This is a genomic window from Moritella sp. Urea-trap-13, assembly GCF_002836355.1.
GTDB lineage: Bacteria > Pseudomonadota > Gammaproteobacteria > Enterobacterales > Moritellaceae > Moritella.
Window position 1 is genome coordinate 179,429 of record NZ_PJCA01000039.1, and the last position, 22,075, is coordinate 201,503.

At 41.7% G+C, this 22,075-nt stretch carries 18 protein-coding genes; 4 read left to right on the top strand and 14 right to left on the bottom strand.

Translation table 11 applies throughout. From position 1 onward, the window contains the following. The first annotated feature begins 11 nt into the window (after positions 1–11). The 3 genes from nirB (at position 12) to CXF93_RS19760 (ending at position 4,767) form a co-directional block, all read left to right on the top strand. On the top strand, positions 12–2,546 hold the full coding sequence (nirB, locus tag CXF93_RS19750; protein WP_101064215.1) for a nitrite reductase large subunit NirB: 2,535 nt from the start codon (positions 12–14) through the stop codon (positions 2,544–2,546). Between the two features lie 92 nt (positions 2,547–2,638). Then, on the top strand, positions 2,639–2,965 hold the full coding sequence (gene nirD / locus CXF93_RS19755; RefSeq protein WP_101064216.1) for a nitrite reductase small subunit NirD: 327 nt from the start codon (positions 2,639–2,641) through the stop codon (positions 2,963–2,965). A gap of 62 nt (positions 2,966–3,027) precedes the next feature. Beyond that, on the top strand, positions 3,028–4,767 hold the full coding sequence (locus tag CXF93_RS19760) for a bifunctional protein-serine/threonine kinase/phosphatase (RefSeq protein ID WP_101064217.1): 1,740 nt from the start codon (positions 3,028–3,030) through the stop codon (positions 4,765–4,767). A gap of 42 nt (positions 4,768–4,809) precedes the next feature. Here the strand turns inward: CXF93_RS19760 and CXF93_RS19765 are convergent, their stop codons facing one another. The 14 genes from CXF93_RS19765 to pilM all read right to left on the bottom strand — a co-directional run bounded on the left by CXF93_RS19765 (position 4,810) and on the right by pilM (position 19,289). Beyond that, entirely contained in the window at positions 4,810–5,178 is a 369-nt protein-coding gene (locus CXF93_RS19765; protein ID WP_101064218.1) for a diacylglycerol kinase, read from the bottom strand. Between the two features lie 69 nt (positions 5,179–5,247). After that, complete coding sequence (locus tag CXF93_RS19770) at positions 5,248–7,227, bottom strand: LTA synthase family protein (protein WP_101064219.1); 1,980 nt, start codon at positions 7,225–7,227, stop codon at positions 5,248–5,250. A 235-nt stretch (positions 7,228–7,462) separates the two neighbouring features. After that, positions 7,463–8,464, bottom strand: coding sequence for a tryptophan--tRNA ligase (gene trpS, locus CXF93_RS19775; protein WP_101064220.1), 1,002 nt, complete (start codon positions 8,462–8,464; stop codon positions 7,463–7,465). 105 nt (positions 8,465–8,569) lie between these two features. Beyond that, complete coding sequence (locus tag CXF93_RS19780) at positions 8,570–9,241, bottom strand: phosphoglycolate phosphatase (protein WP_101064221.1); 672 nt, start codon at positions 9,239–9,241, stop codon at positions 8,570–8,572. Beyond that, positions 9,234–9,908 (bottom strand): ribulose-phosphate 3-epimerase, encoded by a 675-nt coding sequence (gene rpe / locus CXF93_RS19785; protein WP_101064222.1) that lies wholly within the window; start codon positions 9,906–9,908, stop codon positions 9,234–9,236. Before rpe ends, CXF93_RS19780 begins: the two co-directional genes overlap by 8 nt. A 193-nt stretch (positions 9,909–10,101) precedes the next feature. After that, a complete protein-coding gene (locus CXF93_RS19790) occupies positions 10,102–10,914 on the bottom strand; it encodes a Dam family site-specific DNA-(adenine-N6)-methyltransferase (RefSeq protein WP_101064223.1) in 813 nt (270 codons plus the stop codon). A gap of 69 nt (positions 10,915–10,983) precedes the next feature. Continuing rightward, on the bottom strand, positions 10,984–12,474 hold the full coding sequence (locus CXF93_RS19795) for an SPOR domain-containing protein (RefSeq protein WP_101064224.1): 1,491 nt from the start codon (positions 12,472–12,474) through the stop codon (positions 10,984–10,986). After that, entirely contained in the window at positions 12,452–13,561 is a 1,110-nt protein-coding gene (aroB, locus tag CXF93_RS19800) for a 3-dehydroquinate synthase (protein ID WP_101064225.1), read from the bottom strand. Before aroB ends, CXF93_RS19795 begins: the two co-directional genes overlap by 23 nt. Before the next feature lie 10 nt (positions 13,562–13,571). Further along, on the bottom strand, positions 13,572–14,087 hold the full coding sequence (aroK, locus tag CXF93_RS19805; protein ID WP_017221787.1) for a shikimate kinase AroK: 516 nt from the start codon (positions 14,085–14,087) through the stop codon (positions 13,572–13,574). A 215-nt stretch (positions 14,088–14,302) separates the two neighbouring features. Next, positions 14,303–16,534: a type IV pilus secretin PilQ gene (locus tag CXF93_RS19810; protein ID WP_101064226.1), complete on the bottom strand. Its 2,232-nt coding sequence runs from the start codon at positions 16,532–16,534 to the stop codon at positions 14,303–14,305. Positions 16,535–16,599: 65 nt separating this feature from the next. Continuing rightward, positions 16,600–17,127: a pilus assembly protein PilP gene (locus CXF93_RS19815; protein WP_101064227.1), complete on the bottom strand. Its 528-nt coding sequence runs from the start codon at positions 17,125–17,127 to the stop codon at positions 16,600–16,602. Continuing rightward, a complete protein-coding gene (locus tag CXF93_RS19820; protein ID WP_101064228.1) occupies positions 17,124–17,702 on the bottom strand; it encodes a type 4a pilus biogenesis protein PilO in 579 nt (192 codons plus the stop codon). Before CXF93_RS19820 ends, CXF93_RS19815 begins: the two co-directional genes overlap by 4 nt. 1 nt (position 17,703) lies before the next feature. Then, positions 17,704–18,258, bottom strand: coding sequence for a PilN domain-containing protein (locus tag CXF93_RS19825; protein WP_101064229.1), 555 nt, complete (start codon positions 18,256–18,258; stop codon positions 17,704–17,706). Continuing rightward, positions 18,258–19,289 carry a type IV pilus assembly protein PilM gene (gene pilM / locus CXF93_RS19830; RefSeq protein WP_232784272.1) on the bottom strand — a complete coding sequence of 344 codons (1,032 nt, stop codon included), beginning with the start codon at positions 19,287–19,289 and terminating at the stop codon, positions 18,258–18,260. Before pilM ends, CXF93_RS19825 begins: the two co-directional genes overlap by 1 nt. A 214-nt stretch (positions 19,290–19,503) precedes the next feature. Here pilM and CXF93_RS19835 point away from each other — a divergent pair, with 214 nt between their 5' ends. Beyond that, positions 19,504–22,065: a penicillin-binding protein 1A gene (locus CXF93_RS19835; RefSeq protein WP_198551716.1), complete on the top strand. Its 2,562-nt coding sequence runs from the start codon at positions 19,504–19,506 to the stop codon at positions 22,063–22,065. Positions 22,066–22,075: the final 10 nt, after the last annotated feature.

The window sequence follows — 22,075 nt, forward strand, 5'->3', positions numbered from 1 at the left end:
CGGAGCATGTCATGAAAAGAATTATAGTTGTCGGTAACGGCATGGTAGGTCACCATTTCATTGACCAATTTATTCAGCAAGACAAAATGGCTGAAGTACAAATCACCACATTCAGTGAAGAATCACGCCTCGCTTATGATCGTGTGCAGTTAAGTGCTTATTTCAGTGGTAAAACAGCTGATGACTTAATGATGACATCGCCAGAATATTATGACGATAATGGCGTGCAATACTTTGTAAACGATAAAGTTGTTAGCATCGATAAAGCAGCTAAAACCGTCACCACAGCGCAGGGCCGTATTGAAAGTTACGACAAACTCGTACTGGCGACCGGTTCATATCCATTTGTACCGCCGATCCCAGGTAAAGACCAAGACCATTGTCTGGTTTACCGTACTATTGAAGATTTAGAAGACATCACCGCATCAGCAAAAGAAAGTAAAGTCGGTGTGGTCGTCGGTGGTGGTCTACTGGGTCTTGAAGCCGCGAATGCAATTAAACAGTTAGGTCTAGAAACCCACGTGGTTGAATTTGCCCCTCGCCTGATGGCTGTGCAAGTTGATGACGGCGGTGGTAAGATCCTACGCGACAAAATTGCAGCACTAGGCGTAAATATTCACACCGAAAAAAATACCAAAGAAATTGTCAAAGGTGAAACCTGCCGTTACCGCATGAACTTTGCTGACGGCTCTCACGTTGAAACAGATATGATCATCTTCTCTGCCGGTATTCGCCCACAAGACGAACTAGCCCGCTCTTTCGACCTAACACTCGGCGAACGTGGTGGTATTCAAATTAATGATCAGTGTTTAACCTCTGATGAAAATATTTACGCGATTGGTGAGTGTGCATTATGGCAAGGACGTATCTTCGGTCTTGTGGCGCCCGGTTATCAAATGGCTAAAGTGGCCGTTGATCAAATCGTTGGTAGCGGTGACTTAGCCTTCACTGGCGCAGACATGAGTACCAAACTGAAATTACTCGGTGTTGACGTCGCCAGTATCGGTGATGCCCACGGTAATGCCGATGGTGCACAAAACTATGTATTCACTAACGAAGCTGACCAAGTTTACAAAAAACTAGTGATTAGTGAGTGTGGCAAAAAGCTACTTGGCGCCGTCATGGTAGGTGAAGCCGAAGACTACGGTACTTGGTTACAAATTTATTTAAATGACATGGATATTCCTGGTGCACCAGAAAATATGCTGGTACCACCCGCAGAAGGTGGCGCGGTAACCATGGGTGTTGACGCCCTGCCTGACTCAGCCGTTATCTGTTCGTGTCTTGATGTCACTAAAGGTCAAATTTGTGCCGCGGTACAAGATGGTGCAACGAGCATTGGGGATATTAAATCAATAACCAAAGCAGGTACCGGTTGTGGTGGTTGTAGCACGCTAGTGACGCAAGTACTGAATGCCGAGCTTGCAAGCATGGGGGTTGCAGTGAACACCGACCTATGTGAGCATTTTGCTTACTCACGTGCAGAACTGGCAGACATAATACGGGTTAAACGTATTAAAACCTTCGAGGCATTAATCACCGAATTTGGTGCTGGTCACGGTTGTGAAGTTTGTCGTCCGACAGTCGCGAATATTTTGGCGTCATTCTGGAATGACTACATCCTCGAAGATGATCATCTTGGTCTGCAAGACGTCAATGACGTTTATCTTGGTAATATGCAAAAAGATGGTACTTATTCTGTTGTACCCCGCATCCCAGCAGGTGAAATAACCCCTGACAAATTAATCGTACTCGGTGAAGTGGCTAAAAAATATGGATTATATACCAAGATAACCGGTGGTCTACGTATCGATTTATTTGGTGCGCAATTACATCAACTACCAGACATATGGGCATGGTTGATCCACGAAGGCTTCGAAACAGGCCATGCTTACGGTAAATCACTGCGTACCGTGAAATCGTGTGTGGGTAGTACTTGGTGTCGTTATGGTGTGCAAGACAGCATGTCTCTAGCGATTGATCTTGAGAACCGCTACAAAGGGCTACGCTCACCGCATAAAATTAAGTTTGGCGTGTCAGGTTGTACACGAGAATGTGCTGAAGCCCAAGGCAAAGACATCGGTATTATTGCGACAGAAGGAGGCTGGGGTCTTTATGTCTGTGGTAACGGTGGTATGCGCCCGCGTCATGCCGATTTATTCGCTACCGACCTCGATACTGACACACTGTACAAATATATTGACCGTGTATTGATGTTCTATATCCGCACCGCAGACCGCCTGCAACGTACGTCGGTTTGGTTAGAAAATCTTGAGGGTGGATTAGATTACCTTAAAGAGGTTGTGATTAATGACAAACTGAGTCTGACTGCAGAGCTTGAAGCGGCAATGGCAGCCAACATTGCTAACTACCAATGTGAGTGGAAAACCACCATTGAAAGCCCTGAAAAACTGTTGCGCTTTAAGCACTTCATTAACTCAGAAGAAAATGATAGCGCGGTGCAGTTTGTTGAAGTGCGAGACCAAATTCGCCCTGCCACACCCGCAGAGCGCGTCGGTCAAATCTCAGTGCTGGAAGTAAGTTAGGTCGAAAACTCGATGTTAATTTAGCTTCACTACAACAGATAAATGTAATAAGCGGGTAAATAGCCCGCTAACACCAGACTTAAGGATTTATTATGATGACTTGGACTCCAATAATTGCCAAAGAACAACTCACCCCAGACGCAGGCGTGTGTGCGTTAGTCAACGGCAAGCAAGTGGCAATTTTTCTAGACCGTAAAACCGACCAATTATTTGCTATCGATAACTACTGCCCGGCCAGTAAAGCTAATGTGTTATCACGAGGTTTAATTACCTCAGTGAAAGATGTATTAACTGTTTCATCACCATTGTATAAAGAACATTTCAGCCTAATCACGGGTGAATGCCTTGAAAATGAAACCTTATCGGTACCTGTTTATGCGGTACGTGTCACTGATGGCATGGTAGAAGTGACGGCATAATGGCTAACGCCGTATACGCATAATCGATATTATTTACAGGTAGTTATTTACAGGAAGTCATTATGTCACCATGGCACTTACAGGGCGGCGCCACCTTTACCATCGGTCAACGCTCGGTCGCAGGCATAAAAGCCCAGAATGAAGATGCCATCGGTATTCGTATCCCAGATGATTTACTGCTCACCACCAAAGGCGCCGTTGCGATCATCGCCGATGGTGTCAGCGCTTCGGAAGCTGGTAAAGAAGCCAGTGAAACTTGTGTGCATAATTTCTTATCTGATTATTACTCTACCCCTGAAACTTGGTCGGTTGGTAAATCTACCGGTCAGGTGCTCACCGCATTAAATCGTTGGTTGTATAGCCAAGGTCGACAGTTTGCCGATGCGCAAAAAGGTTACTTAACTACCCTAAGTGCGATTGTCATTAAATCTCACTCAGCACATCTACTGCATGTCGGTGATTCGCGTATTTACCGATTACGCCAACATACCCTAGAACAATTAACCCGAGATCACACCACGGTAGTGAGTAGTAAACAATCCTATCTCGCCAGAGCCATAGGCTTAGACGTGACCCTTGAAGTCGATTATAAAGAAGTGGAATTACAAGTCGGTGATGTGTTTTTACTATCCACCGATGGCTTGCATGATTTCGTCAGCGATAAACAGTTACGTAATATTGTCCAGCAAACCAGTAATACCCAAAATAGTGATTTTGAAGCTTGCTGTGAACAATTAATCCAGCAAGCACTGGGCAATAACAGTAATGATAATATTAGTTGCCAGTTATTACGTATTGATAGTCTACCAAAACAAAGCGCCGAAGATGTGCATGTACACCTGGCTTCAATGCCTTTTCCGCCCGCGCTGCGCAAGGGATTATCCATTGATGGGCTAAAAGTCATCAAAGAATTACATGCCAGTAGCAGCAGTCATTTATATTTGGTCGAAGACAAGGAGACTAAACAGCAGTACTGCATGAAAGCACCGTCGGTAAACTACATTGATGATCATGCTTATATCGAACGTTTCACTATGGAAACTTGGATTGGTTCACGCTTGAATAACCCGCATATATTAAAAATTGTCGAAACCAACAGGCAAAAAAGTCATCTCTATTATCTTATGGAAATGATTGAAGGCATAACCCTAGAGCAATGGATAAGTCAGCACCCTAACCCACCAATACAAGATGTACTGAATATTGTCGAGCAAGTGATTAAAGGTCTACGGGCGTTTCACCGTAAAGAAACCCTGCATCAAGATTTGAAACCGGGCAATATTATGATCGATAATAACGGCCAAGTTAAGATTATTGATTTTGGTTCTTGTTTCGTCAAAGGCATCGCCGAGATCAGCACCCCATTACAACGCGATAAAATTTTGGGTACCGCGGCTTATTCAGCGCCTGAAACCGTGATTAATGGTGACAGTACCGCGCAATCCGATATCTTCGCCATGTCAGTGATCATCTTTGAAATGCTCACCGGTAAGCAACCTTTTAACGGTAAACTAGAAACCTGCCGCACCCAAAAGGCTTATCTCAATACCAAGTATATTCCTGCTTATGAACTCAATCCTTTGGTGCCATTTTGGTTAGACGGCGCGATTAAAAAAGGCCTGCGATTTACGCCTGACAAACGCCATGCCGATGTATCCGAACTCTTGCATGAGTTACAACACCCAAACCCTAAATATAAGAATAACCGTAAACAAACCTTGATTGAGAAGAACCCGGAACGCTTCTGGCAAGTGATCTCGTTATTGCTGCTGTTGGCGCTGTGTATTTCGTTGTTTAGTTAAGTAAGGTCTTTCCTCATGCCCTTACAGAGCCGGTCATTTAATCTAGAAAAAATAGTTAAACAACACATAGCTCCAAGTCAATAACGCAATTAGGCAGGTGAACAATACTGCTGCAGAGCCCATATCTTTAGCTTGACCAGAAAGAGGATGAATTTCAGTACCAATTCGATCAACAACGGCTTCGATTGACGAATTTAATAACTCCACAACGATAACTGCGAGCAATGATATAATTAATAATAATTTTTCTATCCCAGGCAAAGGTAATAACAAAGCAACAGGCGTAAGTAATAACAATAAAACGATTTCTTGCCTAAATGCCGATTCACAACGCCAAGCGGCTTTAACTCCAAGCCAAGAATAACGTAACGCATGAATGAGTCTAACCAGACCCGTTTTACCCGGTTTCATATATTATATCCATTGTATGTTTAAAAAATTACGAATTACAGCACGAGTACATTTGATACCGAGCTACCATTACTTGTTACCTTTAACCGCTTTATTTATAAATAGTGTTTTCAACTTTGTATAATCTGATGCCATAAATTCAATATCACCGTTATACTTGACTCCTGAGCTAAATGTATTTGTATTCCCAGTCCAAGGCTGTAGCTCATCAGGTTTATTTTTTAATCTAGCCCCTGATTTACTAAATATGCCTTCAGGAGAGAAGCCCCAAAATATAGTATCTGCATCGTTTGAAAGTAAATTGTTACCAGCCAGACTGCTGTACTGACTTCCAGACAGACTAAGGTTATATAATGTAGGAAATAAGTCTTTATGAGACCCAGTTCTTAAAGGATCGTATTTGAAGTCTATGTTATTTAGAATTTGTTGAGGCGCATATAAATATAAAGGTACTTGAGATGTCGTAGCCTGCTGCAAAGACGTTACTGCTTTCATAGATCTAACACGATGATCCCCAGTTGCTGCAATAATCGTCTTTTCCGCTAATTCAGAATTTTTTATTTCACTAATAAATTTACCAAGCTCATTAGAGGAGTATTGATATGTTTCCAAGGCAGTTAATAATTTATCACTTTCTAACTGACTTGTATTTTTAATATACTCACGAATATGAATTGGTTCAACTGAAGCTCCTTCAGGGACTTTATGAGGAGAGTGATTTGTAACGCTCAATATATAAATGAATGTTGGTTGTGTGGCTTTATTTAATAAGTACTGAGCAAATTTAAATGTATATTCATCAGCAACTCCCCAATCACTGACCGAACTTTTCGCTTCAGGAAATTGATTAATAATACTATTTTCATCAAAAAAGGCATTAATTCCCTGCTGAGGAAGATAATTATAAATATTTCTCCACATTGCATTACCCCCATAAATAAAGATAGTTTGATAGCCAGCCTTCTGATATGGAAACATTGCAGCTTCAGGAATGACAATTTTTTGGGCATCTGATGCAGCAATATTTGGAACATTACTATGTACTAACATATCAACTAATGTATCAATCGTTGCAGTAGTCTGGGCATAAAATCGTGAGAATAAAAAATCTTGATTGAAATGAGATTGTAATGAACCAAGCAAGGCTTCATCATTGCCATCCATTTTTAATACATTTGAGCCAAGAGACTCCATTAAGGCAAGTACAACATGAGGAGGGTTATCTGCTAAATATTGATTATCTTCAACATTTGAGATCAATGAAGTACGCCCAGTAACCTTTACTAGTTGTTTTATATAATCTGCATTATTCACAGGTTTGAAATTATCTTGTCTTTTATAGTCCGAATTCGCCCATTCCAGTAACATTAAAGCATTTGGAGTTACTGTATTAAAAATAATATAATCAGATACGTTTGCATGATAACGTTTCAAAGGGTGTGTACCTAACGTTCCTCTCGCAAAGATAAATAAAACCAAAATGAATAGAATTGAACTAATTGCAACCCAATAATTATTTAACAAAGGCGGTTTTACTTTTACATTAGTCGATACTTTGTGACCTAACGTAGCCAGTAGCCAAGTAATAAAAACAATACAAGCAGATATCTTTAAAACAGGATAATCAGTCCAAACACTTCGTAGAACGGCAATAGTATCGTCATCAACCAGGCCGAAAATAAAAATATCAATATAACTACCATACGTTTGGTAATAGTAGTAATTACAGATAGAGCAAACTACGAGTAGGAAAAAAATAACCGTAGCATAAATATTAAAATACCGAGTAAAACACTCAAAATATTGTTTCGAAGCCGCGCATAACATACCAATGAGAGTCGGTACTGCAAAACCAATAACAGCCACTTTTAGATCATAACGACTACCCCAAAAAAATACTTTGAACAAATCATTTTGGTATAATGCTAACTGTTCAAAATCGACAATATTGTAAAGAAAAATAGCGCGAGCGAAGCTTAAAAAAATCACAGATAAAAGAATATAAAAAGAAATTATTTTGGCTAATTTAGCAAAGTTTTGTTGGTACATAACATCTCTAAGGATAGGAGCGAAGTTGACAATATATTATATACATCCGAGATTCCACGCGTGATCTTGGTATTCCTTCGAAAGCATTTGCGACATATTAGCGGAAATTAACATATTAATGCGACATGTGAAATAGCTAATATTCAATACATAATCATGACCTACAATCTCCAGACACAAAAAAGCCCTACTCCAGAAACCTGATATAGGGCTTAATAAATTACATTACTGTAAATTACTTATTAGAAATAAAACCAACTGCTTCATACGCTTTCGCTAATGTTGGTGCAGCGCGCTCAGAGGCTTTCTCAGCACCGATACGCATGATACGGTTCAACTCTGTCTCATCAGCACGTAACTCGTGGTAACGCGCTTGAATAGGCTCAATCATAGCCACAACAGCGTCAGCGGTATCTCCTTTCAAGTGACCATACATTTTATCTTCGTATTCAGGCACAAGGTCAGCAATTGGACGCTTAGTCGCAACAGAAAGTAACGTCAGTAAGTTAGATACACCCGGTTTTTCTTTATTATCAAAGTAAATACGTGCTTGCTCATCACTGTCTGTTACTGCACTTTTCAGTTTCTTGGCAATCTGCTTCGGCGGATCTAATAACTTGATATACGCTTTTGGATTATCATCAGACTTAGACATTTTCTTCAGCGGATCTTGCAGGCTCATAATACGTGCGCCCAACGTTGGGATCATCGGTTCTGGCACTTTAAATACGTCGCCGTAGATATTATTAAAACGCGTCGCGATAGTACGCGCTAATTCTAAATGCTGCTTTTGATCATCGCCAACTGGCACTTCATCTGCTTGATAAAGTAAAATGTCCGCTGCCATTAACACAGGGTAAGTATATAAACCTGAATTACTGCTGCTTGAGTTGTTCGATTTATCTTTAAACTGCGTCATGCGGTTTAATTCACCCATCTGCGTATAGCAGTTAAGTAACCAACTCAATTGAGCATGTTCTGGAACTTGAGATTGTAAAAAGATAGTCGACTTTTCAGGGTCTAAACCACATGCAACATACATTGCTAGGCCTTCAAGCACCTGCGATCTAAACTCTTTCGGGTCTTGGCGTACCGTAATGGTATGTAAGTCCGCAAGCATGAAATGACAGTCGCTGTGTTCCTGCATGTCCAGCCATTGGTTGATGGCACCAATATAGTTACCAATCGTCATGCTACCAGAAGGCTGAATACCACTTAATACCACAGGCTTTGTCATATATTTATTTCCCAATCTCTTAATTTTTCAATTGTGGGCAAGTGCATCGACTTACCCAATCATGTTTATTTCGTTACGTTTTATGTCATTACGCAAGGTAATCGATTACTTCAATTTAACTGCAGATAGTAATTCACTGATATCATCGGCAACAAAGTCAGGGTTACTGTCGCTAATTGGAATACCGTAGTTATAACCATAAGTTAAACCAAAGCTAGTAAAGTTCGCAGCTTGTGCGGCAATAATATCATTCTTAGAATCACCCACCATTAACGCATCAGCGGCAGTCAATTTATAATGCTCTAAACAATGTAATAGCGGTAATGGATTAGGTTTTTTCTCAGCCAGAGAATCACCACCCAGCACCACTTCAAAAAACTCGCTAATACCGGCTAATTCAAGTACTGGGATAGCTTGTACCATAGGTTTATTGGTGACAATCGCCAGTTTCAAGCCAGCATCGCGCAGTGCTGTTAAGGTTTCTTTTACATTTGGATATAACACACTGTGCGTATATACATTGGCAGAATAGTGCTTTAAGAATGACGCTAGTGCATCATTAAATAATGCTGGGTCAATATCATCAGCAATGTTTACACTGCCAGACAATGCACGTTGTACTAATACTTGCGCACCATTACCAACCCAACCACGTACTTCATCTTCAGAGAAATGAGCACGGTCAAAATCACTCAGCATGCAATTAACTGCCGCGGCTAAATCAGGCACACTATCAACAAGGGTACCGTCTAAATCAAAACAAATAAGCTTAAACATTGGCTTTTTCTAACTCCGAACGCATTTCATCAATGACTTTTTTATAGTCTGCTTGGCCGTAAATCGCAGAGCCCGCAACAAACATGTCTGCGCCCGCTTCTGCAATTTCACGAATGTTATCTACTTTAACGCCACCATCAATCTCGAGAATAATATCGCGACCACTGGCATCAATTAATTTACGTACATCGCGTAATTTCTGTAATGTAGCAGGAATAAAACTTTGACCACCAAAACCAGGGTTTACTGACATCAGTAAGATCATATCTAACTTATCCATCACATAATCTAAGTGATGTAGCGGTGTTGCCGGATTCAATACCAGTCCCGCTTTTAAACCGTGTTCTTTGATTAGTTGCAAAGAACGGTCGACATGATCAGATGCTTCCGCATGAAAAGTGATCATTGTTGCGCCCGCTTTGGCAAATTCATTAATCATGTGATCAACAGGACGCACCATTAAATGCACATCAATAGGCGCGGTAACACCGTGGTCACGTAAGGCTTTACAGATCATGGGACCTATCGTGAGGTTTGGCACATAGTGGTTATCCATCACGTCAAAATGGATGACATCGGCACCAGCGGCCAGCACAGCATCGACTTCTTGACCTAAGTTAGCAAAATTAGCCGATAAAATAGAAGGGGCAATCAGAAAGTTTTTCATTTGGCATGCTCTCAGTTGTTGTTATTCCATTACTCTGCGTAAATCTTACCCTAAGTTAGCCCCTAGGGTAAAATAATAAAACCAGAATAACACTGACAACTGAGGTTTGACCGAAGAATGGAGGACGATTAACACGCAAAAGCGCGTGTTTAACTATCTAACCTAGATACAGTGCAAGCAACATAGCGTAAATTTAACGATACAGTGCAAGCAATTCGTCAACTTTGTTACGTTTACCAGCATTACGGCTAATGGTGCGTTTTACCTGCACCACTTCAAATGTAGAGCCATGGTAGAGTTCACGGGTTAACGGAATATCATGATTGGAAACCAATACCGGAATGTTTCGCTGTTGTGAGGTTTCTCGTGACACTTTAGCCAGTAAAGCCTGATCATCAAGGCTAAAACCATTGCTCGAATACGAAGTGAAACTCGCGGTGGTGCTTAGTGGTGCATACGGAGGATCACAATAAACCACATCATCACTGTTTAAACGCTTATAAACATCAGCATATGATTCACAAATAAACGTGGCTTTTTTTGATTTTTCAGCGAAGAAACGTAATTCCTTTAACGGGAAATACGGTTTTTTGTATGATCCAAATGGCACATTAAACCCACCTGATTTGTTATAACGGCATAAGCCATTAAAACCATGGCGATTCATGTATAGAAACATCAACGAACGCTGATAAGGATCACTGGTTTTATTAAACTTCTCACGAATTTTATAATAACGCTCTTTGTCATTAAATTCGGGGGTAAAGAAACGCTGCGCATCGGCAATGAACTGCTCGGGTTTTTGCTGCAGGATCTTATACATATTAATCAAATCAGGATTAATATCATTTAACAGGTATTCGTCATAGTCAGTATTTAAAAAGACTGAAGCAGCACCAACAAACGGTTCAACTAAACGCTTACCTTTCGGTAATTTTTCACGTAGATGATCAACCAGAGAATACTTACCTCCGGCCCACTTTAAGAAGGCTCGCGTTTTCTGCATTTGTGACTTATACCGCTAAATAAAAGGGGGCCGATTGTACATGGATTACAGCGAAATTGCGCTGTTTTTTTATAAATCTCTTTGTATCTGAGTGAATCGCTTCAGCCACGGTTTATCTTTTTGTACCGCAGCTGGTAATTTCAGCTTTGCTGCATTCGCTTGTTCAACACTGCTAAAACTACCGTAAAGAACGACATACCAAGGTTTGTTATTGCGCACGGTTTCATAGGTCCAGATATTTTCAGGTAATTCATTTTCGTTTAAATACTGTTTTAGCTGTGATTCACGGCTTAAACCAGCAATCTGAAACGTATAATTTTTCGCCGGTTGCACCATCACCCAAGCTTTACCGTCAGCGACTTCAGACGTACTTGCAATGGCTTTAATAACAGCATTATCAACATCGTCGATGTCCGCTTTACTATCAACTACAGCAGCAGGGTTGGCTGCATTTTGCTTAGCCAGCATCTTGTTCACCGCAGCATCATCAATCACCACACGCTGCTTCTGCGTTGGTAGAGTAGCTTCAGTCACTGGCGGATCTGTGAGGGTAATAGTTTGACCTATTTCGGTGGGTAATTCCTCATCCCAATCACTGGCAAACATTTGCGGTGTACTGGCATCTGCCGCAGTCGTGGCATCGCCAGCCTCAGGATCTGTCGCCACAGTACCGTCTTGTATCATCTGCAAATCAGTTGCTAATGACTCGTCCATCACGCGCTCAGCCGTTTGCTGTTGCTCTGTTTGATAGGCGTCATACAAGAATGAACCGGCACTACCAAGTAATACTACCCCAGCAATAATACCCGCTAAGTAGAACGACTTATTGCCTTTCTTCGCCGGTTGAGTTGCCACGTTCGCCACTGCTGAATCTGGGTTATATACTTGGCCTTGCATAATTGCTTGCGCACATTTAGCTAACTCGGCAGGGTTACCCTGACAGGCTTCAATTTGACGATTAATCGCGTCCTGATTAACGAATGTCGGCTTGTAACCAGCGTTATTAAACTGTTGTTGTACAAATTTTACAGCGGCTTGCGGATCGAGTTCCGTCATTTCCAACTCCAATACATTGGTTGCTGATTTTGCAAACTGCAGCATAGTTATATCAACCCACTTACTGTCTGCAAATAAAATGATATTTACTTTAATACTAATTCTATTATTAAGGCTTAGTTCGACTAATTGCGCAAATTCCGCAATGCTCGCAGCCGACAATGCCATCGCATTGTCAATACAGACCGTCAGCTCATACTCAAGCTGCTGAGCAAACAGCGGTAAGCTATCCACCAGTGGAATATGGGGATTAAAACGACCATCATAGCTAATCTGTTGTAATAATAACGTTCGCAACGCAGCATCATCATGACACTGCTGTGCATCAATAGTAATGGTTTTCTGATTAAAATCTGATTCTACATAATGCCGTAATACAGTTGATTTACCTGAACCTGATTCACCGCTTACGAGTAATAAATGTGAAGAGAATTGTGTGAGATGACGCAGCCGTTCACACAGCTGCGTTTGAGAATATATTTCAGTTTGAACTGAATAGTGCACTAGAGTCCGCCTGATTATGGAAGTTAACCACATCACGTAATGTGTTTTCAGTTACTGTCGATAACACTTCAGCACTACCGATGGAAGTTGGTAAAATGAAACGCAGTTGACCATTAAGTACTTTTTTATCACGCTTCATGTGTTGCATAAATGCACCAAAGTCCATTTCTGCTGGCGCCAGTAACGGTAATTCCGCTGCGGTGATTAGCGCGGCGATACGGGTTACTTGAGCGCGCGTCAATAAACCCATTGCTGCTGATGTCTGCGCAGCCATGATCATACCAGCTGCAACCGCTTCACCGTGCAACCAAACGCCATAACCCATTTCAGCTTCAATAGCATGACCATAGGTGTGACCAAGGTTTAATAGCGCGCGTAAGCCATGTTCTTTTTCATCAATGGCAACAATTTCGGCTTTAATTTCACAACAGCGATAAATTGCATACTCTAATGCCGCTGTATCAAGCGCCATGAGTGCTGCGATATTTTCTTCTAGCCAAACAAAGAAGTCGGCATCATAAATGATCCCATACTTAATTACTTCAGCCATACCAGCCGCCAGTTCGCGTCGAGGTAAGGTAGCTAAACAAACCGTATCAATAAAAACAGCATTGGGCTGATAAAAAGCGCCAATCATATTCTTACCTAATGGATGGTTAACTGCCGTTTTACCGCCAACCGAGGAATCAACTTGACTCAACACAGTCGTCGGGATTTGGATAAAGGGGATACCGCGTTGGTAACAGGCGGCCGCGAAGCCAACCATGTCACCAATAACACCACCACCGAGAGCAATCAACGTGGTATCACGTCCACAATTCTCACGCAGTAGCGCGGTAAATATTTCATTTAAAGTATCTAAGGTTTTAAATTGCTCACCGTCAGAAAGAATAATACTGTCAAATTCATAGTCATGTAACAATGCTTGAACGCGTTGTAAATACAACGGTGCAACCGTATCGTTGGATATCACGACGACTTTATTGGTTGTTATCGCAGACTTAAATTGCTCTGCTTGCGTTAATACGCCTTCACCAATATAAATAGGGTAGCTCCGCTCACCCAGTTCAACAGTTAACCTTTCCATGTGACCTCAATTAAAAATCTAGTAACTTTATAATCTGATTCGCAACAATTTTAGCGCTTTGCTCATCTGTTTTAACTGTAAAATCAGCAATCTCTTCATACAAAGGATTGCGATCATCAGCTAATGTTTCCAGAACATCACGTGGTTCTTCAGTTTGTAGTAAAGGACGACGCTTATCGCGTGACGTTCTTACCAACTGCTTATCAATAGTTGTTTCTAAATAAACAACTACACCACGAGCAGAAAGATAGTTACGACTTTCTTTACTTAAAATTGAGCCACCGCCCGTTGCTAACACAATGCCTTGCTCTTGTGTTAGATCGTCAATAACTTCCGCCTCACGAACTCTAAAACCAGCTTCACCTTCAACATCGAATACCCATGAAATGTCTGCGCCAGTGCGACGTTCAATTTCATGATCCGAATCGATAAAGTCTAAATGCAACTGGCTAGCTAGTTGACGACCAATTGTACTTTTACCTGCGCCCATTGGGCCTATTAGGAATATATTACGTTTTTCAGCCATTTTAACTCTTCAATAAATCTAAAGTAATAACACCCTTTTTCTTAGGGGGCACCAGACCTACCTATAAAATGTCCTCTTGATTATAACAATCAGTGATGAGACATTTTGGCAACAGCCAAAATCAGCAACACCCGGTAAAAAAACCAGGTGATGACATTTCAGGCAGAAAAAGACCGCTATTTATATAGTTTTTACGGCCTTTTGTCAAAGGTAGGTTACAACGTATCCACTACCACTTTTGGTGTAACGAAGATTAACAGCTCTCGTTTCTGATTAATATTCTTAGTACTACGGAATAATACGCCTAACCAAGGGATATCACCGAGAACCGGAACTTTCGTTACAATCTTTTTAATTTCATGCTTAAATATACCGCCTAACACCACAGTTTCGCCATTTTCAACCAAAACTTGGGTGCTAATAACTTGGGTATCAATCGATACAGCTTCGCCACCCACGGTCTTAACATCCTCACCTCGGGTATCTTGATTTATTTTCAAATCTAAGATGATTTTATTATCCGGGGTGATATGTGGTGTTACTTGTAAACCCAATACCGCTTTTTTAAAGGCGATAGAGGTAGCACCACTCGAACTTGATTCAACATACGGGATTTCCGTACCTTGCTCAATATACGCTGACTTCTGGTCGGTAGTGGTAATTCTTGGACTTGCGATCACTTCTGCTTTTTGTTCTGCTTCTAACGCAGAGAGTTCTAAATCAAGTATTTGCCCACTGGCTAACTCTGCGATTTGAAACGCAATAGAACCCGCTGGTGATGCAACAGGTAGATTAACATTGAGACGGTCACCAATAGCAGGGACATTACCCCCAGCCAATGAGTCATTGCCTTCAATAGAACCCGATGTTGAACCTAAGCCACTACCAATATCCGTACTGCCACTAAGACCCCAGCGGATCCCGAGTTCATCATCTAGGTTATCAACCACTGACACCATTCTTGCTTCAATAATAACCTGACGTACAGGTACATCAAGTATATCAACAATACGTCTTACATTGGCAATAACTGTCACTGTATCTTTAATCAATACCGTGTTAGTTCGTTCATCAAAACTAACAGAGCCGCGTGATGATAACAGACTAGAATCTTTTTGTGACAAAAGCTTGGTAATATCGGCCGCTTTAGCAAAGCTAATTTGGATAAACTCCGATTGTAACTCGGCTAAATCAGCCACTTCCTTCTTACTAACAAGATCACGACGCTCTAAGGCCGCTAGCTCATCTGCAGGTGCAACCATCAACACATTACCGTCGAGCTGCTTACTCAAGCCTTTCACTTTCATTACAATATCAAGCGCTTGCTCCCATGGTACACTATCTAAACGCAGGGTGATATTACCATTCACGGAATCTGTGGTAACTAAATTAAACTCATTAAAATCAGCGATTAACTGCAGTACGGTACGTACTGGAATATCTTGGAAGTTCAGTGAAATCGCCTGCCCTTGATATTTACTGCCTTTTCCATCCGCATCTTTCTTGGTAATTTCAATCACAAAGATATTATCTGCTTGATCATAGCGGTAATTAAAGTCATCACTAACGTCTAGTTCAAAAGACGTGAGCCCTTCATCATGAAAAGTTTCGATGGCGGTGACCGGGGTACCAAAATCTGCTACATCTAAAATATAGAGCAATTTTTTCAAAATGGCGGTGCTATGAAATTCAGCCACTAATTTGTTGCCTTTACGCTTAATATCAACGGCCATCGAGCTGTTTTTCATGGTTAAAATTAATTTGCCACTGCCATCATTACCGGTACGAAAATCAATACCACGCACTTGGTTTACAAAACCACTAAAATCTTCTTCCTCATCGTCTGCAATAGGGATGATATCTTCAAGTTTAGGTGACTGCACCGTCACTTGGCGACCATCTTCAGTGGCCAGCAAAGATGTGCTAACAGTGGCTGCTGGTAATACCGCACTATTTCCAGCCGTTGCCACTGTGGGCTCAACGGCAAGCACCAAGGTATAACTATTGGTGTTACTGTCTGCAACTTCCGGGACAATGAAATCACTGCTTAACAGTCCAAAAGTAGCGATTAAACTATTATTACTTTGAATAATTTGATACGGCACCAGTGCATCTAAAGCGATGGTGATTTTAAGGCCTAAATCGACACGTTCTGCCGCTACATTCAACACATTACCTTGTTCGATAACCACAGGGTTAAGCAACAAAGTAGAGCTAGCATCGGGTACTAAGATAACCAGTTGATGTGGTGAATAGTGTAGTTTATCCGCATATTCAACAACATTTTCATTAAATTCAAATTCAAGTTCTAGTTGGCCTTCGGCTAACGAGTTTAAATGAATTTGCTTTAATTGTGGCTCAGCAAAACTGAAAGCAGAGCATAAAAGTGTGGTACATAAAACCAATACCTTGACGATATTGGTACATCTTACATATGATTTAGTCATTTCATCATCCCTGAAAATGGCTTAATTGTGGTCTTGGTTACTACGCACGATTGTCTTGCCTGCTATTAACCGTTACCTTGGCTACTAAGCGAGATTTGCGTGGTGCGAACTTGCCAGCAGCCTTTACCCGTTAATATCAACTCAGACAATTCGATGTAGTTTTTGGTTATGTCGAGTATTTCACCGTGATTAAGTCCAATATAATCACCCGGTGAAACTCGGAATATCTCTCCCGTACTTGCTCTTATTAGTCCCCAAAGGTGCTTTTCACTGCCTAAGGTGCCATGCATATTTAAATTATCTAACGAATAGGTTTCTAACGGCCCTTTAATCCGCGCAAAATTTGGCTGCGGACAATTTTGTGGAAACGGTGTTTCTGCTTTCACCGACTCGGGACGCGGATTAGAAAACGGATTACGCGCTCCAGTTTCCGAATAGTGCAAGGCTACAAAGCTTTCCATATCCGGTACACGTTCAATTAAATTACCTTTACGCGCTTTAACCTCATTAATGTAATCAACCAGATCCTGATTATCCCCAGTACACCCAGTTACCGTTAACGCGAGAAATATTAGACTACTAATACGCTTCATTTATCCCCCTTATAACGATAGGTGCGGGCAATCATATTCACTTTCAGCAATTCCCCTTGCAGTTTAGTGATCGTAAAATCTTCGAGTGTGACTATCCGCGGTAATGCGGCAATATCACTGGTAAACTGACCAAGTTGATGAAAGGTACCAATGACTTCTAAACTTACCGGCACTTCATAAGAAAAGTCTCGCTGTACTTCTGACAACCATTTAAATTTACGTAACTGCAAGCCATTATGCTGGCCAATATAACTCAAATCGTCGAGCAACCCGGCGGTCTCACTTTTTGATGGCAACTGCCTAAGCATGTGATTAAATAAATTTTCCATCTCCGACATTTGCGCGGTATATAAGCCTAAATTACCAGCAAGGCTGGCTTTGGCTTCAAACTGTAATTTTAAACTTGCTTCTTTCTTTTCAATATTCTCCAGCGCTTGTAGCGATGACGCGATAAATAGCCAATAGAATAATGCCGCAATTAATACTGAAAAAATGATATTTACGGCTATTTTGGCGGGTTTAGGCCAATTGCCTAAATCTTCAAGATCCAGTTCATTGAGTTCTTGTAAGTTCATCTTAGCTGCCCGCCTCTGTCTTCATCGGCGTTACCGAAAAGCGCATTTCAAAACGATTTCCCTCTTCACCAGGCAGAGCAACAATGGAGTCTAGGTCACCTTCGATCAACCACGTTGATTCTTCAATATTACGCAGTAATACTGCCAGACGGGTATTCGAATCACTGGTGCCATTAATTTTAATAATGTCATTTTTAAAGGTTAACTTGGCTAGATTGACACCCGCTGGTATCAATTGAGGTAAGGTATTCATTAAGTGGGTAGGAGTATTACGACTGCGCTGTAAGCTTTGAATTAAAGCAATACGTTCTTGGAGTTTATCCTTACGTCCACGTAACTCTTTAATTTTACCTAGCTTGACATCGATGACCTGCATCTCTTGCATAAGCAAAGTATTACGCTGTTTTTGGTTGTCGATAAAGCCACCGATCACCATATTCAGCATGCTCATGACCAATAACGTCGCGCCAAGACTTATGCCACTGAAGGTGAAAAAGCGTTGCTGGCGAAGCTTTTTATCCACTTCCCGCCATGGTAATAAATTAATATTAGACATTATAACGCCCTCATCGCTAAGCCAAGTGCAACCATATAACGCGGTCCGTTAGCGATTAAACGTTCTTTATCTTCGACTTCTTCGGCGTAGTGAAACTGAGCAAAAGGATTGGCAACACGGGTGGTGATACCCAGTTCGCTTTCCACTTGCTGAGCCAACTCCATGATTAATGCCGAACCACCACTCAGCGTGATCATATCTATTTTCTGCAAGGTACCAGAGTTAGTAAACAGCTGCACATTACGACGGATCTGCTGTATGCAAGCGGTAATATAAGGGGCTAATACATCAATATCGTAATCCAGTGGCAACTGTTGCGCGAGTTTCATTTTTTCAGCTTCATCACGTTTCAAGCTATAATGATCGCTAATGGTGCGGGTATAGTTCTCGCCACCAAAATTTTGTACCCGAGAATAGATTGACTCGCCCTGATGCAGCATTGAAAAAATGGTCATATTAGTACCAATATCAATCGCAGCCACTACTTTGCTATCATCTTGCAGCTCAGCCAGGCGTAAATATAAATCGTGAGATCGCGCTAATGCATGCGCAGCCACATCCACAATTTTCGGGATAAAGTCGCTTTCTTCTAGGCAACCCGCTAATGAGGTGACGCTTTCTGTACGAGTCGCACTCAATAACACATTATGTTTGCCCGGATTGTTATCATTGATACCTAATATTTCAAAATCGAGACTAATTTCATCCAGCGGAAAAGGGATTAAGCTTTCCGCTTCCAGCTCGATATGCATTTCCAGCTCGGGGCCAGAAAGGTCGGTGTCAACATAAATAATTTTCGTAATAACATTTGTGCCAGATACGGCAGTAGCAGCTTGTTTATAACGGAAAGGAAAATCTTGACGCACGTGTTGCAACACATTGGTTAATGCTTCTATATCTTGCAATTGGTGATCAACGACACATCCTTTTGGCGTTGCTACCTCTGATACCATATCTACCACATAATGCTCTGAACGCTTAGACAGCGCGAGGGCCTTTACGGACGATGATCCAAAATCAACTCCGATCATTGCCACTGTCTGATTCCTTTTAAACAGCTTTAGCATAATGATCTTCAACTCTATGTAATAACAATGACTTCCATTTTGTTATTTTATTGTTAATTATTTGTTGCATTTAAAGCATACAGGCTTAAATCTCTGAGGTCTATCATAAACAACTCGTACTAATTCACAAAACAGAGATATAATGATCGATTATTGAGAAATTATAGTGAGCATTATTGTGAAATGGATTAAACGATTATCCGTATTTTTATTCGTCAGCGGACTGCTCGGTGTAGGAAGCATCATTGCACTATATTTCTATATCAAGCCAGAACTGCCTGATGTAAACGCATTAAAAACCATACAGTTACAAACGCCAATGAAGGTCTTTAGCCAAGATGGCAAACTGATCTCTCAATTTGGTGAGAAACGTCGTATTCCCATTGAGGTTGCTGATGTTCCCCCTTTGATGATCAAAGCATTTCTAGCCACAGAAGATAACCGTTTTTATAGCCATCCAGGTATAGATCCTATCGGTATTGTGCGTGCAGCCACGGTCATGATCATGACTGGCGAACGTAAACAAGGCGCGAGTACCATTACCCAGCAGGTTGCGCGAAACTTCTTTTTAACCCGCGAAAAAACCTTTATTCGTAAGATTAAAGAGATCTTTTTAGCTTGGCATATTGAGCAAAATCTTACCAAAGATGAGATCTTAACCCTATACCTGAATAAGATCCCATTGGGTTATCGTTCATTTGGTATCGGCGCAGCAGCCCAAGTTTATTACGGTAAAACGCTCGACGAACTAACCTTAGCGCAAATGGCGATCATTGCTGGTTTACCAAAGGCACCATCAGCATTAAATCCGATTCGCTCACCAAAACGTGCTAAAGCCCGTCGTCATATTGTATTGTTGCGAATGTTAGACGAGAAATATATCACCCAAGCCCAGTTTGAAGAAGCGAACAACGCGCCGATTACCGGTAAGTACCACGGCGCAGAAATTGAATTGTCGGCACCTTATTTAGCTGAAATGGTGCGTAGTGAAATGATTAGCCGCTACGGTGAAGATAAAGCTTATTCTCAAGGGCTAAACGTCTATACCACAGTACATAGCGACCGCCAAACGGCAGCAACGACAGCACTGATTAACAACTTACTTAATTATGATTTACGTCACGGCTATCGTGGTCCGCTCGGCCAAGCTTGGACTAATGATGAAGTGCTTAGTCACGAAGAGCTATTATTATTACTCAAAGATAAACCCAGTTATCAACCACTACAACCCGCAGTTATTACGGCAGTAACAGGCCAAACCGTCGCAGCATTATTAGCCAATGGCGAACAAGTGACGGTGAGTTGGGATGGTTTAAAATGGGCGCGTCCCTTTATTGCCGATAATAAACAAGGTCCAGCGCCACAAACAGCGGCTGAAATTATCAGTGCTGGTGATATCGTATTATTACGTCCGATGCCTGCAACAACACAGCCGGCACAATGGATGTTAGGCCAGATCCCTGATGCTAGCTCTGCTTTCATTGCCATTGATAATAATGATGGTGCAATTGAAGCCTTGGTCGGTGGTTTTAATTATCAACAAAGTAAGTTTAACCGCGTCACCCAAGCTGAACGTCAAATTGGTTCCAACATCAAACCATTTGTCTATTCTGCTGGTTTAGCACAGGGTGCAACGCTAGCGACATTAATCAATGATGCGCCTATCAACCAACGCGATAAACGTGCAGGTACCGCGTGGCGACCAAAAAATTCACCGCCAACCTACAATGGTCCAACCCGTTTCCGTTTAGGCTTAGCACAATCAAAAAATGTCATGTCGGTGCGCGTATTCCGTCAAGTCGGTTTAACTAACGCCATTAATTACATGTCACGCTTTGGTTTTGATAAAGCTAAGTTACCCCGTGATGAATCATTATCATTGGGCTCGGCATCGCTGACACCGTTAGAAGTGGCGGTTGCCTTTGCAACGTTTGCTAATGGAGGGTTTAAAGTTGACCCTTACTTTATTGACCGTATTGAAGACGCTAATGGTGAGCTACTATTTCAAGCAGCACCAAAGCAAGCCTGTTTAGCATGTGAGAAACAAATCGCATTGGGCACAGATAACCCTGAACATTGGTTAGCAGTCGAAGGGGATGCACTCGCACAATGCGATATTGCCCCTTATGGTTCGCAACAATTAGCACCGCGTATTATCACCGAACAGAATGCGTTCTTAATGCGTGAAGTTATGGCAAGTGTTATTTGGGGTGGTGGTAGTTGGCGTCATAAAACCGGTTGGAACGGTACTGGTTGGCGAGCAGCTGCAGCACTGAAACGACACGATATTGGTGGTAAAACAGGTACAACAAACGAATCAAAAGATGCTTGGTTCTCGGGTTTTAACCCAGACCTATCAGCAACCAGTTGGATTGGTTTTGATAGCCACAGTCGTGATTTAGGCCGTGTGAGCCGCAATATAAATCTGGACAAAAACCAAATTAACGGTGCGGAAGCGGGCGCTAAGACAGCGCAGCCAGCTTGGATTGAATTCATGCAGTTTGCGCTTAAAGGGGTGCCAGTACGCCCGAGTATAATGCCTGAGAATATAGTCCAAGTACGTATCGATCGAGAATCGGGCTTACTCACCCGTAAATCAGATTATACCTCGCGCTTTGAATACTTTATTCAAGGTACGGAACCAACGGAATATGTGAATAATCAAGATGCGGGCTCGTCATTCGATCAAATAGATGAGCACAGTGAAGCAGCTGAAGAATCTCTCGATGACTTGTTTTAATCTTTATCGT